19 protein-coding genes and 1 pseudogene are annotated in these 14,990 nt (G+C 34.5%); 19 read left to right on the top strand and 1 reads right to left on the bottom strand.

Annotated elements, in window-relative coordinates:
• The first annotated feature begins 623 nt into the window (after positions 1 to 623).
• From EJA10_RS22995 to EJA10_RS22955, 10 genes are all read left to right on the top strand, one after another.
• Positions 624 to 1,790 (top strand): tyrosine-type recombinase/integrase, encoded by a 1,167-nt coding sequence (locus EJA10_RS22995; protein WP_125482343.1) that lies wholly within the window; start codon positions 624 to 626, stop codon positions 1,788 to 1,790.
• A 247-nt stretch (positions 1,791 to 2,037) separates the two neighbouring features.
• Positions 2,038 to 2,475, top strand: a complete 438-nt coding sequence (locus tag EJA10_RS24105) for a Swt1 family HEPN domain-containing protein (protein ID WP_425462116.1) — start codon at positions 2,038 to 2,040, stop codon at positions 2,473 to 2,475.
• 16 nt (positions 2,476 to 2,491) lie between these two features.
• The gene (locus EJA10_RS22990; RefSeq protein ID WP_125482342.1) at positions 2,492 to 2,761 is read left to right on the top strand and encodes a hypothetical protein; all 270 of its coding nucleotides are present in this window, start codon (positions 2,492 to 2,494) and stop codon (positions 2,759 to 2,761) included.
• Positions 2,762 to 2,791: 30 nt separating this feature from the next.
• Positions 2,792 to 3,151: a hypothetical protein gene (locus EJA10_RS22985; protein WP_125482341.1), complete on the top strand. Its 360-nt coding sequence runs from the start codon at positions 2,792 to 2,794 to the stop codon at positions 3,149 to 3,151.
• A 288-nt stretch (positions 3,152 to 3,439) separates the two neighbouring features.
• The gene (locus tag EJA10_RS22980; RefSeq protein WP_211340616.1) at positions 3,440 to 4,540 is read left to right on the top strand and encodes an ABC-three component system protein; all 1,101 of its coding nucleotides are present in this window, start codon (positions 3,440 to 3,442) and stop codon (positions 4,538 to 4,540) included.
• A gap of 3 nt (positions 4,541 to 4,543) precedes the next feature.
• A complete protein-coding gene (locus EJA10_RS22975) occupies positions 4,544 to 5,056 on the top strand; it encodes an ABC-three component system middle component 2 (protein WP_125482340.1) in 513 nt (170 codons plus the stop codon).
• A 3-nt stretch (positions 5,057 to 5,059) separates the two neighbouring features.
• Entirely contained in the window at positions 5,060 to 6,913 is a 1,854-nt protein-coding gene (locus tag EJA10_RS22970) for an AAA family ATPase (RefSeq protein WP_125482339.1), read from the top strand.
• A 115-nt stretch (positions 6,914 to 7,028) separates the two neighbouring features.
• A complete protein-coding gene (locus EJA10_RS22965) occupies positions 7,029 to 7,688 on the top strand; it encodes a hypothetical protein (protein WP_125482338.1) in 660 nt (219 codons plus the stop codon).
• Positions 7,689 to 7,894: 206 nt separating this feature from the next.
• Entirely contained in the window at positions 7,895 to 8,719 is an 825-nt protein-coding gene (locus EJA10_RS22960) for a ParA family protein (RefSeq protein ID WP_125482337.1), read from the top strand.
• Positions 8,712 to 9,035 (top strand): ribbon-helix-helix protein, CopG family, encoded by a 324-nt coding sequence (locus tag EJA10_RS22955; RefSeq protein ID WP_170169230.1) that lies wholly within the window; start codon positions 8,712 to 8,714, stop codon positions 9,033 to 9,035. The genes EJA10_RS22960 and EJA10_RS22955 overlap by 8 nt, the downstream gene beginning before the upstream one ends.
• A 169-nt stretch (positions 9,036 to 9,204) precedes the next feature.
• Here the strand turns inward: EJA10_RS22955 and EJA10_RS22950 are convergent, their stop codons facing one another.
• A complete protein-coding gene (locus EJA10_RS22950; protein WP_125482335.1) occupies positions 9,205 to 9,756 on the bottom strand; it encodes a helix-turn-helix domain-containing protein in 552 nt (183 codons plus the stop codon).
• A gap of 267 nt (positions 9,757 to 10,023) precedes the next feature.
• On the opposite strand from EJA10_RS22950, the gene EJA10_RS22945 reads away from it, so the two are divergent.
• From EJA10_RS22945 to racE, 9 genes and pseudogenes are all read left to right on the top strand, one after another.
• Positions 10,024 to 10,446 (top strand): DUF5348 domain-containing protein, encoded by a 423-nt coding sequence (locus EJA10_RS22945; RefSeq protein ID WP_125482334.1) that lies wholly within the window; start codon positions 10,024 to 10,026, stop codon positions 10,444 to 10,446.
• Between the two features lie 54 nt (positions 10,447 to 10,500).
• Positions 10,501 to 10,638 (top strand): hypothetical protein, encoded by a 138-nt coding sequence (locus EJA10_RS23620; RefSeq protein WP_170169229.1) that lies wholly within the window; start codon positions 10,501 to 10,503, stop codon positions 10,636 to 10,638.
• Positions 10,639 to 10,709: 71 nt separating this feature from the next.
• Entirely contained in the window at positions 10,710 to 10,835 is a 126-nt protein-coding gene (locus EJA10_RS24005) for a hypothetical protein (RefSeq protein WP_281274551.1), read from the top strand.
• A 75-nt stretch (positions 10,836 to 10,910) separates the two neighbouring features.
• Positions 10,911 to 11,039, top strand: a complete 129-nt coding sequence (locus tag EJA10_RS24000; RefSeq protein WP_281274550.1) for a hypothetical protein — start codon at positions 10,911 to 10,913, stop codon at positions 11,037 to 11,039.
• 60 nt (positions 11,040 to 11,099) lie between these two features.
• Positions 11,100 to 11,531, top strand: a complete 432-nt coding sequence (locus EJA10_RS22940) for a recombinase family protein (RefSeq protein WP_125482333.1) — start codon at positions 11,100 to 11,102, stop codon at positions 11,529 to 11,531.
• 51 nt (positions 11,532 to 11,582) lie between these two features.
• A complete protein-coding gene (locus EJA10_RS22935) occupies positions 11,583 to 13,280 on the top strand; it encodes a recombinase family protein (RefSeq protein ID WP_246017938.1) in 1,698 nt (565 codons plus the stop codon).
• Positions 13,281 to 13,285: 5 nt separating this feature from the next.
• Positions 13,286 to 13,384 (top strand): annotated as a pseudogene (locus tag EJA10_RS22930) (hypothetical protein); the annotation flags it as partial.
• A gap of 196 nt (positions 13,385 to 13,580) precedes the next feature.
• Positions 13,581 to 14,039, top strand: a complete 459-nt coding sequence (locus tag EJA10_RS22925) for a MarR family winged helix-turn-helix transcriptional regulator (RefSeq protein ID WP_125482332.1) — start codon at positions 13,581 to 13,583, stop codon at positions 14,037 to 14,039.
• Between the two features lie 10 nt (positions 14,040 to 14,049).
• Positions 14,050 to 14,847: a glutamate racemase gene (gene racE, locus EJA10_RS22920; RefSeq protein ID WP_125482331.1), complete on the top strand. Its 798-nt coding sequence runs from the start codon at positions 14,050 to 14,052 to the stop codon at positions 14,845 to 14,847.
• The last annotated feature ends 143 nt before the right edge of the window (positions 14,848 to 14,990 follow it).

Genomic DNA, 14,990 nt, shown 5'->3' with positions numbered 1-14,990 from the left:
CTCGGCAATTAGCTGAGAAGGGGTATGTCACGGGAATTGACTGAGAAAGTCATTGGGTTTTTTGAAACCTTGAAAAAATGGTTTTCTGATTCAATTCTCGTGGGTTGCCTGCATGTTCTCAGCAATCGGGGATTGGTTAAATATATTGTTTGTAATCTTTGCTGAACCGTTGTGATGAATAGGGTTTATGGTTTAGAAAAACCTTACCATTCGTTTGGATGAATGAGCCATCATCATAGGTTTAGGAAGGGAGCAATATCTCTCATGAAGTGGAGAACGGCGAAAAGGAGAAGGAAGGACAGGGACTGCCGATGGATTCGGCGGGCACTTGACTGACTTCGAATTGAGCGTTCGGAACGAAATAGAGAGATATTGCTTAAGGGTAGGTCTTTTAAACATGCCTTTTAAACCTTAGAAAAAAAGTTGGTTTGCGTTTGGATTTTTCCAAGATCTATCCGTCCGCAAGCGGACGGGGAGTCTTGGGAAAAGAAAAACCAGACCAATGACCCTTTTGGCTTCGACCGACGTCTGGGACCTCGTGGCAACGAGGGGACAGCGAGGGAGAAACAACCAGGCGCGAAATTTTTTTGACACTTGGACTTTCCTAAAAAGGGGGGAGGATTATGGAAAGATGGAAAGTAGACGATCTAATCGATCAGTTATTTGATATGGGGCGTGAATTGGGATTTGTAAAAAAATCACAGCATGACTATGTAGAAGTAGTAAAAGGTTATGTAAAAAACTATATAGAACCATTATCCAAAAAGGAAAACAATCCGAAATTGTTGAATCCGAAATTTTGGAAATCTAAATGGTTTGGCGAATATTTGGATTATCGAATCGATTCTTATTACAAAGGAAAATTAGAAGCATCAACCATTCAAAAAGATGTTTCTGCCATTGAAAAAATGAAAGAAATTCAAAATGCTACGGGTTTTATAAAAGGTCTAAAAAAACTCCGAGTCGGCGAGGCAGGAAGTATCAAAGAAGAAAAAGGATGGCGATACAAATTGCACCAAGAAGGTGTCAAAGTCGATATCACAGAACGAAAATCACTGGTTGTGGATGCAAAAACATCAGAAACTATCGTTAAAAGATTTAAAAATACTATCCCTGCTACTTATAAACATGAAAAACTCCTGAAAAATATTATTGATTTGCAGCGTGCGACAGGCGGGCGAATATCAGCCACTTATAATTTACGGGCAAAAGACATCAATTTGGAAAACAGAACCGTTCGATTCTTTGACAAACATGACATGATTCGGACTGTGTTTTACGATAAAAAGTGGGATCAATTTATGAAGGAATTAAAAGGTAATAAAACACAGGGACAAAGAATTTTTTCGATGAAAAAACGAAATGGACAGGAACTTAATACAACCGAAGCGACAAAAAGAATCCATAAAATGATCGATGAAGTAAGCAAGAAGGCAGGATTGGACAAAATTCAAGAAGGAAAGAAATATACTAGTCACTTTAATCGCCGTCAATATGCCCAAAACATGTATGATAAATGCAAAATCTGGACAAAAGAAGATATCAAAAAAGAAATAGCAAAATACATCAGCAATCAAGGTTCAAATAAAGAAGGAATTATCAAGAGGCTGCAAAATGAGAAATACAGAATCAACTGGTATAACAGGCAAAAAGGAAAACCGTCACGAGACTTTACACAAGAAGAGTGCAGAAGACTTATAGTCAGTTTAGCGTTAGGTCATTCACGTTTATCGATCGTGCATAGGTACATCACCGTAGATGACAAAAAGAAAAGAACACCAAAGAAATGAGATTTCAAAAATAAAATCAACATCATTTTTATTTATGTAATCATCGTTTTGAAGTAATAGGGGGTAGTGGTAATAGTTATTGTATATACCCAGGTAGAAATATAGAAATTACTATAAAAGAAATGAAATAATAAGATATGGGGAGATAAAGGAAATCAGTTATTAAACTAAATGAAATTATGAAATTTTATTGAAAATTTTAACAAAAAAGTTATAATAGCAATGTGCTCTTCTCAAAACTCCCCTTATGATCCTACATAAACTAGATCCCAACAATATTTTTCTATATCTAAATGAAAGGAATGGCAGCTTGTTAGTAACTGAACTTAATAGCATGAAAGAAGCTTATGGAATGCTTTATACGCTTGAAAATTCTCTCCGCCTTTTTATTAAACTAAGAATGAGGGAGGAATATGGAATTAACTGGTTCCACACAGCGCCACGTCAAGTTTTAAAGAGACCTCCAAGCAAAGATTTTGATTCATTGAATTTTCATGATCTTGAAACTTCTTATATTCGTATTTACAAAAAAGCATTTCCTCATATTCCAACCGAATTCTTCAAATATCTTCAATCAATATATCCCTTAAGAAACAAGATAGCTCACAGTCACCCGTTATCGGAAAATGAATATCATGTCCTTCTCCAATCATATAATTACTTAATTACCTTTATTAACGAATAGATGGGAAGTGTTGCATATGTCTAGAATTAGTTATGACCGATTCGAAATCAAAAAGATTCATGGGACTGAAATCATACCCTCAGTAGACCCAACTAGAAAATACTATATCGAATGTGCTGATGTTGATTGGAAAGATGGAAAAGGTATACGTGAAAAAGTCATTTATACTCTGATTATCAGAAATAACACTCCTCAGTATTATCCAGCACACATACTGCCAGATGACCTTGATAGCGTAATGGATGTAGTTGCAATGCTAAAAGGAAAATTTCTAAAAAAAGAATAACTAAGGAAAAAAGATCGGGAGGACACTTAGATGGAGCAATTAACTCTTCATAAGGACCTTACTGCTAGACAAGCCATTAATGAGGTAATTCGAAATAATAAAAAATATAAATATAATCCACAACGGTTTATTCAAATGATGAACGTCCAAGACCAAGACAAGCTTTTATTAAAGATAGAGCAATTAATTCAGAACACTGATGAGAGTGTTTTGGGCACCTTATTTATTCAGGTTAAAGAAAAGAAAACAATTTTAACAATTGAAGACTTAGTGGTATTATTTGGAGAAAAATGGGGATATAGTGATAGCCTATTAAACATAGCAAATGAACGGGTTAAAAAGTTTAATGAATGGGCTAATGGAGAGCGATTTCTGATTGAACTAATATAATGGGTTGGAGTAGCACCATGTGCAGTTTTTTTTATTAGGACTAGTAATTTAGAAAATATTGATAAAGTGGCATGTTATCCATGTCATTTTTTTTATTCAAAATTATTTTCCTGGCAATGATAACAGAAGAAAATCATGAAAACAAATATTGGATTATTCTTCTATTACACTTAATAGCTTTCTTTTACATTAATGTAAAGTAATGAAAAGGATTAATAATATGGAAGATTATGATAAAATAAAGGAATAAAAATTCCTAAAATGGTTATTTAAGGCGGGATAAAAAGAGTGTCAAACGAGAGCACATTAATAAAGATTGAAGCACCAGTAGTTGAAAGAGTAACAAATCAGAACCTATTGCTTGGTAAACCTATACCTGCAATAGATCGATTAAAGCTTTTTTCACCTGATGAATATGAGGTGTTTATTCAAGAATGGCTTTATGGCTATTTAAATACTAAATATGAGAGAGTGAGACGGTCAGGTGGAGCAGGAGACAAGGGGCGAGACGTAATTGCATTCATTAAATATAGTAAAGATAATAATGAACTAATTTGGGATAATTACCAGTGTAAGCATTACGATAAACCCCTTATGCCGAGTAATATCTGGGTTGAACTTGGAAAACTTTGTTTCTATACATTTAGAAAGGATTTTACCATCCCTAATAAATATATGTTCGTAGCCCCTCAAGGGGTAGGTTCCTCATTAGGTGATTTGCTCGAGAATCCTGACCAATTAAAGAATGGATTAATTAAAAATTGGGACAAGTATTGTAAGGAAGCTATCACCAAAGAAAAAGAGATAAAGCTAGAAGGTTCATTTAATCAATATGTAAAAAAGTTTGATTTTTCAATAGTAGGTTATATGGAACCCTTAGAAATTATTGAACAGCATCAACAAACAAGGTACCATATTCCTCGTTTTGGCGGCGGGTTATCCAAAGCACGCCCGATAAGTATTGTTACGCCAACCGAAATTAAAGATAGAGAAATGAATTATGTGAATAAACTTTTCAAAGCATACTCAGATCATACGAAAGAACAAATCAATACTTTGGAAAAGCTGAATGATCATTCAACCTTAATAAACCATTTCCATCGGCAGCGCGAACATTTTTATTTAGCAGATTCCCTTCATAAATTTGAAAGAGATACGCTTCCAGATGGAACTAATGCCTTTAATGAACTAAAAGATGAAATTTTCGGGGGGATCATCGATATTGTTGAATCAACATTTAAAGATGGACTTGAAAAAGTAAAAAAAGTAACACAAGAGGCAAGAAAAATTGAAATAACCAGCAATTTACTTGTATCTGTGTTAAAAAGTGATGACAGAAGTGGTATATGTCATCATTTAGCAAATGAAGATAAAATAGATTGGGTGTAAAAAATGGATTTGAATAAAGAGAGGTATTCTGAAATAAATATTAAACTGTTTAATTCGCCTCTTGAAATAGGACTGCGTGTATTGGTATTTTTAAGTACAATTGCACCGAACAGTGTCGATATTCAGAGGCTTATCTATTTTGATTACTTAACGATTCACTCAGGTGATATTGAAAATGGACCAGAAAGTCTGCATGCTGCAACACCGCATCGAACGGGTGAAATAATCGTCCGCCGTAATATGCTCCAAGAAGGAATTAATTTAATGGCTAGCAAGGGACTTATTGATATTGTATTTAATTCAGAAGGGATAACTTATAAAGCAAATGAGATTTCTCCCAATTTTTTAGGTTATTTTGACTCCACTTATTATATACAATTAAAGGAAAACGCAAAGTGGGTAATAAATAAATTTGCTTCATACTCAAATGATGATTTAAACCGATACATAAAAAAGCATTTAGATGTTTGGGGTGGAGAGTTTTATAATGAATCTGTAATAAGGGAGTACGAATAAGAGATGAGAAATGGATTCCTACTCAAAAGATTAAGGATTATTGGACCAAATAAACCTTATGCTGAAATAGAATTTTTTAAAGGATTAAATGTAATCAGTGGTCCGTCTGATACAGGCAAGACATACATATTTCAGTGTATTAACTTTATGCTTGGAGCAACTAACCCTCCAAAACAAATATCAGAGAGTGAGGGATATGAACGGATTTTTCTTGAAATTGTAACGTACAAGGGAAGTACTTATACACTTTCAAGAAAACTATCAGGAGGGGATTTTTTTAAATATAGTTGTTCCATTAATGATGTAACATCAGCTAGTTCTTATGAAATTTTAAAACCAAAACATAATGCAGATGATTCTAAAAATATTTCATCATTTCTGCTTTCTCTAAGCGGGTTTAAGCTTGGAGAACTAATCAAGAAAAACAAAAAAAATATTACCAGAACACTCAGCTTTCGTGATATAGCGAGATTAATTCTCGCTGATGAAGAGAGAATCATAACAGAGAGTTCACCGATTATTAGTGAAAATAAAACAAATAACACGGCAGAAAAATCAGTATTTAAGTTATTGATAACTGGCAGAGATGATAGCGGAGTTACAGAAATAGCAGATCCGAAAATTAGAAAAGCAAAACTAGAAGCAAAATTAGAACTGATTGATTCTTTAATTGATAAAGTTTGCTCTGAATTAATAGCAAATAAATTGGCTGAAAATGAGAATGATCTCAAAGAAGAAGTAGAACAATTCAAAGAATTACTAAATGTAATAAGCACTCAAATAGAAGAAAGAACAAACAGTGTGAAAACCATTTGGAGAGAAATTCAGGAATTGGAATCACGGCAATTAACGATTAATGAGTTGTTAAAACGTTTCACTTTGTTAATGGATCAATACCGCGCAGATTTGCAGCGATTGGAATTTATAAATGAAGGAAATCAATATTTTACTCAATTACAATACGAAAAATGCCCCTATTGCCATCAATCATTGACAGTTCATAACTGTGATCGTGGCAACCAGTCTTCGGTTTTTAACAAATATGAGGGTGATGAAATCACGGTTGCATGTCAGATAGAGGCAGATAAGATAAACTTAAGCTTGAAGGATCTAGAGGAAACAATAAAAAATTTAAAGGAGGAACATATAGAAATAGAAAAAAATAAATTGGAAAAGAAGATTCAATATAATAACGAAAAAGAAATATTGTCAAACGATTTGGAACCGCAATCCTTTAAAATTAAAAATGAGTTAAGTACATTGTTCGATAAACAAAAAAAATATAACTTTGTTGTTTCAAAAAAAGAGCAATTCAATGATTTAGAAATAGAAAAAATGGATATACAGCAAAAATTAACTGCAAAACAATCACAAACACCTGAAAATGACGATAAATCGAACGGTATTACTTCATCACTAATGAAACTTAATGAAGTAATTCTGAGTTTACTCAATGAATGGAAATTTCCAGAAATATTTAGTGTTCAATTTGACCAGGAACAGTATGACTTTTTATTATCTAATAAACCAAGAAAGAATTTTGGGAAAGGTATAAGAGCAATTAGTTTTTCAGCTTTTATTATCGGTTTAATGAAATATTGTCGGGCATTCAAATTGCCTCATCCAGGTTTTGTTGTGCTAGATTCGCCATTAACAACATTTCGGGACAGAGATAAACAAAATGAGGATGTAAGTGAAAGCATTCAAGAAAGCTTTTTTCTATATTTGAGTAATATTGAGGAACAAGTGATTGTCCTGGAAAATAAAGAGCCATCAGAAAATGCAAAGGGAAAAATGAATTTTATTGAATTTACAAATATTCCAGGCATAGGTCGTGAAGGCTTTTTTATAAAATAATTAACTTAGAAAACTGACAGAAGCACCTTTTTTCTCAATCTAAAGGTTTAAAAATATAAAAAGATTAATAGTATTAAATATTTCTATCCGTAAATTGAAATATTGAGGTGGCTAAATGAAGTTTTCAAGGTCATTCTTGGACATGGACGGTTACATTCAAAGGAATTTAAATGAGATTACTTGCCATGAGATATTCCAAATAAAAGAGGATTTCTACGATATTGTTGAGTCACTTTGTGGTAGTACAGCAAATTTAACAGGTATCACTGAGATGTTGATTTTTAGATTAATGTATCATTTATTTGGAATGAATGGATCAATTGAAAGTAAAACAGCACAATATAGAGATACACGTTTGATAATTGGTAACAGATACATCGGTAAGAATGGTAAATACCAAGAGCCAGATATTGTTATTGAGCAAGGAAATAAAATATGTTATTTAATTTCCATTAAGAATTTACTAAGTACTGTAACACCCACTGCAAATGAAAAAGAAAGCTTTATTGTTCAAGAGTTAATAAAGGAAAATGGGGTTTGCACAACTGCAATTCAAGATTTATTTAGAATAGAGAATATTAGGTATGGCAACAATTCTGGATTCAGTTCCTTAACTGTTGTTTTTTCACAGGTTCCTAACAGGCATGAGAGAGCAATACAATTAATTCAAAATAGGTTTAATTGGCATCAATTTTTGATTCTTGAAAATAACCATAACAAGTTTATTGATGAACTAATGGATAGGTTAAGATTCAAACAACCATACTGTTTGTAGAAAATTAAAGTAAATAATTCCTTATTAAGCTATTAAGATCACTCTTAATGGCTTTTTTTCGTTGGACTGTTCCAATATCAATCTGTCTTTGCCTAGTTTATAAAAAAGAAATTAAAAAAATAAAGGGAAAGTAATTTTTTCTATTAATTGATAACTGTTGATAAATATTATTAATTTTTAATGGAAATTAAGGAGGCAAAAATATTATGGGTAAGGTTTTAACAGTAATGAGTACAAAGGGCGGAGTGGGAAAATCGGTTTTGTGTCGTTTTTTGTCGATTTCATTTAATGAAATGGGTTTTACTACATGTGTATTGGATTTGTGTCAAAATGGATCAGTTTCAACAGGTTTTTTAAAGAACAGAAATAGCTTCGAAAAAACATCATTCGACTGGTTAATAGGAAATGCATCCCCAAGTGAAGTTATTCAGCAATATGGAGATACAAACATATATTACATACCTGCAAATGAAACAATTGATGACTTTGAAGCATGGGCAGAAAAAGAATACAGTGCTTTAAAAAGAATCAATGCAATCAAAAACAAAGTTCAACCATTAACTCAGATGTTCGACTTTATTATCATAGATACACATCCGTCAGAAAACAGTGATTTAGTTAGTTATGCAATTGCTTCAAGTGATTTTTGTTTGATTCCGATGGAAGTGGATTTAGATTCTAGACTGGCGGCAGAAAGAAGTGCGGAAATCGTAACAGAATTCATGCAGGACTTTACAGTTGATTATGCAATTGTTCCTAATAAAGTATCAGCAAGAAACGGAAAAATCATTTCTCAACTAGAAGAAATGGTAAAAGAAATGAAAGAAAAAAACATAGGTGAGAGTAAATTTTTATCAAATGTTCGTTTCTCTGATTTGGTATCCACTTCAAAAATTGAAGGCATCATGTTGAATGAGTTGGAAAACAAATATGCCCAAAATACAATGGCAGACTTCAGAAAAGTTACAACAGAAGTGTTAAAAAGACTACAAGTGGAATTTAAACAAAATGAGGTGAATGGAAATGAGTAAAATGGATTTCGGAGAGTTAGATCAATTAGATAAACAAGTAAACCAAAAAGAAGAATTACAAAAAGAGGATGAAAGAGTAAGAAGAAGCGTACTAAATAGATTTAAAGAACTGGAAGAAAAAGAAATGAAATTGGATAAGAAAAAGAAAAAGACAGGACCCAAACCTAAATTAAAAAATTCAAAATTAGAATCATTTAATTTAGAAAAGGATTTAGTAGAAGCGATGGAACGCCTATGCGAAAAACATAACATCAGCAAATCTAAATTTGCAAGGGAAGTACTAAGACGTGCATTAGAAGAACATGAGGAATTATAAAAGTTAATAATGGTTAATAATAATTTTCAAATATTATTAACCATTATTAACAATTAATTAAAAGAAAAACGTTTTTTTTATCCACTATTTTCTTTTTTACATATTTCTATAATTTGAACTGGTAATAAAATAAATCTTTGGTAAGACTTCGGTTGGCAAGCCATAGAACCTAGTCTTTCTTATCTCCTTTTTTATACTCTTCTATCATAAATTTTGTATATTTATGAACCATGTCATATAAATGGGTAACTTTTTCAGGTTTTACTTTTGAGGGAATTGCTGCCAGCTCGTGTACCAAATGTCTTTGTTTGCTTAACAATAAAAGAATTCCAGCCATTTCTGATACAGACATCATAGATATATGTTTGTCTAATGCCATTTCAAACTTTTTTTCTAAATCAATAATGGGACCTAACGTCCCTTCTTCCATATCCCGTATTTGTTTACCTTGAGTAACATCATTAAATTGATCAATCAACTCTTGGGCTGCATCCTTTGCTGTTCGTACAGTTGTCTGCTCAAAGTAAAATGGACTTAATGCATCTTCGTCCAATCCTAATATTTTTACTATCTTAACTGCCGTTTCGTAGGGAATTTCGATTATCGACCCTTGCTCGAATTGCGAAATATAATTTCTTGATTTTCCGAGTCTCTCTGAAAGCTGTTTAGCAGAAAGGTTGTGTTTTTTACGTTCCTCTTTTAACCATTCTCTAAATTCCATCTTATCACTTCCTAAAATTTCATAATGTAATTATAAGGCATAAAAAAAATATTTTATAGTTCGATATAAATTGCTTGCCAAAAATAAAAGCTGATACTATAATTCAATTATAAAGTGCATAGTGCATTAATTCAACGTGCAATTAAAGGAAGTTTAAGTGTGTTTGAAAAAACAATAAGCTTTCTTTCTTTTTTTGGCTAGTCACTGTGCATTGTGCAAAAGATAAAAGTGCAAAAATGTCATTAAATAAATTGAGGAGTGGTAAAAATGGAGTTAAAAGTGGCAAAACGTTATTTGGGTGAAATTACAAGTGATGCAAGAAGGTATTTTAAAGATGATTATTCACAATATTTTATCCATGATCTCGAATATCACAGTGAAAACAGCGAAGAAAAATTTGAAAGTTTGTTAATTAAACAAGCGATCGCTTATTTAGAACAAATTCATTTTCTAGTTGAAACACTGGAAAAACCTATACGTGCAACGGGGAGAATTTATCACAATGAAAACGGAAGATATGAAATTCAAGGAACAAACATTGAGTTTACATGCGGTAATCGGTTTGAAATTTGGGACGATGATCGTGAGATGTTTGTAAGAACAAAGATGTTACACAGTGGGAGACGCTACTATGCGGTTGGCTTCGGCAGAGATGAAGATATCACTGGAAAGTTAGTGCGAGTAAGATAAAATTTTAAATTTTTTACCTGCGATGAATTAATTCAAAAATTGGAGGAATGAACAATGAAAGTGTATGAGTTAATCAAATTATTACAGAAAATGCCGAAATACAATGTCGTGAAGTTTGACGATGGGAAATATGTCCAAGACATTGAAGAAGTGGAATTGGACAGCAGAGAGTACGTTATCATTCGGAAATAAATAAGAGTCAAGCAGAGTGACTTCAAATTTGATTTCAAAAGTGAGAAAAATAGCGTCAAAAAGGGGGAAATATGATGAAGAAGGAAGGACCATTCAAGCTGATTTTCAAACCCAGTTTAAAAGGGGCTTCAGAGAAAGATGTAATTCAAAATTTAATTAGAAAAAGGATTGAAGAGGCATTAAAGGTAGCAGGGTAGACAGTCCTTAATCTTGGATATGGAATAGGACAATCATAAAACTGAATAAGGTGTATCAATGGGGGGAGATACACCTTGAAAAAGAAGAAGTACAGGTTGGTTCTCAAACCAAGTAAAAACGGTTCTTCAGCTAAGGGAGTTATCCAAAAATTGGTTGAAAGAACAATCGAAAAGGCGTTAACAGAAACTAACCCAGCGCGCTAAAATGTAAACATCCCGCCCCATAGAGATAATCTGTGGGGATTCTTTTTAGAAGGAGACAAAATGAAATCAGTTAGTAACAATATTGCAGCCATCTATGTACGTGTTGCCAATAAAAACTCCCATAAAGATTTATTTGAATATCAGAAGTCATTGTGTGAAGAAATAGCTAGAATGGAAGATTTAGAGACTCGACCAGAATTTATCTATGAAGACTGTGCACCAGGGACAAGTACTGCTGAACGGAAGGGTATAAAGTCGCTACTTGAAGATACAAAAAAAGGTCTTTTTAACACTGTTATTTGTACTTCGCTGTCACGATTTTCCCGTGATGCATTAGAAGCAATGATTTTTAAACGTCAACTTGTTAAAGAGCACAATATCCGATTAATTACAATTGAAGAAGGTTATGACTCAAAAAATGAAGAGGAAGAGAATGAGATTATTTCAACCATTATTTCTGCTGTTAATCCGAAGCTGCTTAAAATGCTCTGATTTTTATTTAGATAGAGATAGAAATAAGTGCTAAAAAGGGGAATTGTTAATATGAGCGTAAGAGTGAACAAGAAAATGATTGAAGATCCAAAAAAAGCGGCTAAAAAAATAGAAGATAGTTATATGGATGTGGTCAATTCTAAGCCATGGGATAGGGAATTAGAAATTGCAGCCATCTATGTACGCGTATCAACTATGAAAGAGTCTCAAAAGGATTCTCCAGAACATCAAAGGTCATTATGCGAAGAAAAAGCAAGAATGGAAGGTTTAGATGTTCAATCAGAATTTATATATGAAGATAGGTCAACTGGTACAAGTATTGCAGAGCGAGCTGACATAAAATTATTGATTGAGGATGCAAAAAAAGGGCGTTTTAAAACAGTGATCTTCTCCTCCTTATCAAGATTTTCGCGTGATGCAGCAGATGCCTTGTATTTAAAACGTCAATTGGTAAATGCACTCGGTCTGCGATTAATCTCGATTGAAGATGGTTATGATTCGAAGGATAAAGATGATGAAATGATTTTTACAATTATTGCTGCTGTCAATCAAAAATTGTCCGAACAGCTCAGTATATCTTCAAGACGTGGAATAAGAGAATCAGCAAAGAAAGGAAATTTTGTTGGAAGCAGGGCACCATTTGGTTATAAGAAAGTTAATAAGATAGAGGGTGGGAATGAAAGAAAAACTCTTGCTATTTCACCAAATGAAGCTGAAGTTGTTCATAAAATTTTCGATCAATATGTTAATCACAACATGGGTGAAAAACAAATAGTAAATTATTTAAATGAAGAAGAAATCCCATCTCCTAAAGGCGGTGTTTGGGGTATTACAACCATTCAGCGGATTCTCCAGAACGAGGCATACATTGGTTTAAATGTATTTGGGAAATACACAGTGAAAAAAGTTTATGAAGATTTAAATGATATGCAAAAAAGAAAAAAAACGCTTGTCCAAAAGGACAAAGGAATTTGGGAACGAAATGTAGAAAAAAAGTGGGAAGCTATTATTAAAGAAGAAACATTTCTAGAAGCTCAGAAGATCCGCTTAGAAAGAGGGGGAGGAAAAAGAGGCGGAGCAAGAAATGTACAGGTAAATCCTTTTTCAGGGATAATAAAATGTGAACATTGTGGTTCGAATTTTGTCTCAATGAAGAGTGGTAAGGTTGGAAAGGAGGGGCAAGAATATCGTTACCTTATTTGTTCATCTCGGAGAAGAATGGGAGTAAAAGGATGCAAAAATGGTCTTTGGATTCCTCTTGAAGAATTTAAAAATGAAGTGTTAAAAGAGATTACTAAATCGCTTGATCAATTAATAAATGTAGAGGAAATAAGTTCAAACGTTGAGCTTCCAGCAAAAAAGGGGAAAGAGAATAAAGAGAAAAAAAGAAATCAACTGGAGAAGATGGTCGCCAATTACAGGAAATATCTTATGGATCTGAGAATGGAAACTAAATTCCCTAATGAGAAAACTGACCATGAACAAATTAAATTTGAATTAATGTCAGTTGAAAATCAAATAAAGGAAACCCAGGAAAAACTTCAAAATCTACTTGTAACGGAAGATGAGAATAATAAGGAAGAAATAATAAAAAAACAGGTGAAAGATGGGTTAGCTAAATTAGTTAAATTAGAATTTGAAGATGTAGCTGAACTTCAGCTTGTTTTAAAACAATTAATCGACGAAATTAAAATAGACATGGATGGAGAAGTTGAAATCTATACTCCGCTTGGTATTTTGCAATCATAGTTATGCTTAAAAAACACATTTCGAACGCCATGCAAAAGCTTGGTGTAAAGGGGCGTTCCCAAGCTGTTGTAGAGCTCCTGCGTATGGGAGAGCTAGAACTTTAATCTAGACCGGCCAACCTTATGGGAGGCCGGTTAAGATGTTTATTGGGGGTTAAAACGGCTTGAAACTTAATTGTGTCTTGAAATTTGCTCGAAAAAAGTAGAAAATAAGGGCAATAGTATAAAATGTCGTGTAACTTGGAAAATCAAGTTTTAGGTAGATAAAGCGGAAAAAGCATTTTTTAGGGAGTTGTTATGGATGAAGCTAGAAGGGATCGAAAACAATCAGGGACTGGAAACCGTCGCTGATATTGAAAAGGATTTGCGCTACATATCGGGAATTATCAAGCAAAAAGGCCGTGAGCTGCTGAGCAATTACACAATCACGCCACCCCAGTTTGTTGCCCTGCAGTGGCTGTTTGAAGACGGGGATATGACGATCGGAGAATTGTCGAATAAAATGTTCCTTGCCTGCAGTACGACAACAGACCTTGTTGACCGCATGGAAAAAAATGAACTTGTTGTCAGGGTAAAAGATCCGAACGACAGGCGTGTGGTTCGCATCCACCTTCTTGAAGAGGGAGAAAGGATCATCGATGAGGTAATCAAGAAAAGACAGCTGTACCTTCAGGAGGTCCTCAAGGATTTCTCAGGCGATGAAATCCTGTCCCTCAAGAACAGCTTAGCGAAATTACATCATGAAATGCGTGGAGAATGAGGCGAGTTTTTTGAATCGACCAATCGGAATCATTGATTCAGGTGTGGGCGGGTTAACAGTTGCCAAGGAAGTCATGAGGCAGCTGCCATATGAACAGATTATTTACGTCGGAGACACAGCCCGCTGTCCCTATGGCCCGCGGCCTGTGGAAGAGGTAAAAAGGTTCACCTGGCAAATGACCCGGTTCCTGCTTGAAAAAGATATTAAAATGCTAGTAATCGCGTGCAATACAGCGACAGCGGTCGTCCTTGACGAAATCAGGAACGAACTGTCGATTCCCGTGCTGGGAGTCATCCAGCCAGGCGCGCGCACAGCAATCAAAGTAACGGACAATTACAAAATCGGAATCATCGGAACAGAAGGCACCGTGAAAAGCCGTGCCTATGAACATGCCCTGAAGTCAATCAACCGCAAGACAGCGGTTGAAGCTCTGGCATGCCCTAAATTCGTTCCACTGGTGGAGAGCGGGGAATACGATGGCCGCGTTGCCAAGAAAGTCGTGACCGAAACTTTAAAGCCCCTGCAGGATCAAGGACTCGATACACTGATCCTCGGATGCACCCACTACCCATTGCTGGAGCCGCTCATCAAGGAAGTGATGGGCCCTGAGGTCAAGGTCATCAGCTCAGGCGAGGAAACAGCCCGAGAAGTGAGCACCATCCTGGGCCATAACGATATGTTCTCGGTTCGTGATGAACTGCCTGAACACTATTATTACATGACAGGATCACGGACCATCTTTTCCACCATCGCCTCCCAATGGTTGGAGAGGCCGATTGAAAACGTGGGGAAAATTAAATTAGGTTAACAGAAGGCCTCCAGAGATGGAGGTTTTTTGATTGTATCTAATCTTGCGGGGCGATGAAAAGTCCAAAAGGATGTTCAAAACAAAATCTCCTAAGCTGCGGGCAAGACTCCGCTCAAAATGTCCGAAGATGGTATGACTTCGGA

Origin of the sequence: Mesobacillus subterraneus (genome assembly GCF_003937825.1) — a bacterium.
Lineage (GTDB): Bacteria > Bacillota > Bacilli > Bacillales > Cytobacillaceae > Mesobacillus > Mesobacillus subterraneus.
Note: the sequence above shows the minus strand (reverse complement) of the source record. Positions and strands in the feature narration are given on the sequence as shown.

Excerpts from the sequence above, each read along its gene's own strand:
- EJA10_RS22995 (WP_125482343.1), top strand. The coding sequence starts at position 624 with ATGGAAAGATGGAAAGTAGACGATCTAATCGATCAGTTATTTGATATG.
- EJA10_RS24105 (WP_425462116.1), top strand. The coding sequence starts at position 2,038 with ATGATCCTACATAAACTAGATCCCAACAATATTTTTCTATATCTAAAT.
- EJA10_RS22990 (WP_125482342.1), top strand. The coding sequence starts at position 2,492 with ATGTCTAGAATTAGTTATGACCGATTCGAAATCAAAAAGATTCATGGG.
- EJA10_RS22985 (WP_125482341.1), top strand. The coding sequence starts at position 2,792 with ATGGAGCAATTAACTCTTCATAAGGACCTTACTGCTAGACAAGCCATT.
- EJA10_RS22975 (WP_125482340.1), top strand. The coding sequence starts at position 4,544 with ATGGATTTGAATAAAGAGAGGTATTCTGAAATAAATATTAAACTGTTT.
- EJA10_RS22970 (WP_125482339.1), top strand. The coding sequence starts at position 5,060 with ATGAGAAATGGATTCCTACTCAAAAGATTAAGGATTATTGGACCAAAT.
- EJA10_RS22965 (WP_125482338.1), top strand. The coding sequence starts at position 7,029 with ATGAAGTTTTCAAGGTCATTCTTGGACATGGACGGTTACATTCAAAGG.
- EJA10_RS22960 (WP_125482337.1), top strand. The coding sequence starts at position 7,895 with ATGGGTAAGGTTTTAACAGTAATGAGTACAAAGGGCGGAGTGGGAAAA.
- EJA10_RS22955 (WP_170169230.1), top strand. The coding sequence starts at position 8,712 with ATGAGTAAAATGGATTTCGGAGAGTTAGATCAATTAGATAAACAAGTA.
- EJA10_RS22950 (WP_125482335.1), bottom strand. The coding sequence starts at position 9,756 with ATGGAATTTAGAGAATGGTTAAAAGAGGAACGTAAAAAACACAACCTT.
- EJA10_RS22945 (WP_125482334.1), top strand. The coding sequence starts at position 10,024 with ATGGAGTTAAAAGTGGCAAAACGTTATTTGGGTGAAATTACAAGTGAT.
- EJA10_RS23620 (WP_170169229.1), top strand. The coding sequence starts at position 10,501 with ATGAAAGTGTATGAGTTAATCAAATTATTACAGAAAATGCCGAAATAC.
- EJA10_RS24005 (WP_281274551.1), top strand. The coding sequence starts at position 10,710 with ATGATGAAGAAGGAAGGACCATTCAAGCTGATTTTCAAACCCAGTTTA.
- EJA10_RS22940 (WP_125482333.1), top strand. The coding sequence starts at position 11,100 with ATGAAATCAGTTAGTAACAATATTGCAGCCATCTATGTACGTGTTGCC.
- EJA10_RS22935 (WP_246017938.1), top strand. The coding sequence starts at position 11,583 with ATGAGCGTAAGAGTGAACAAGAAAATGATTGAAGATCCAAAAAAAGCG.
- EJA10_RS22925 (WP_125482332.1), top strand. The coding sequence starts at position 13,581 with ATGAAGCTAGAAGGGATCGAAAACAATCAGGGACTGGAAACCGTCGCT.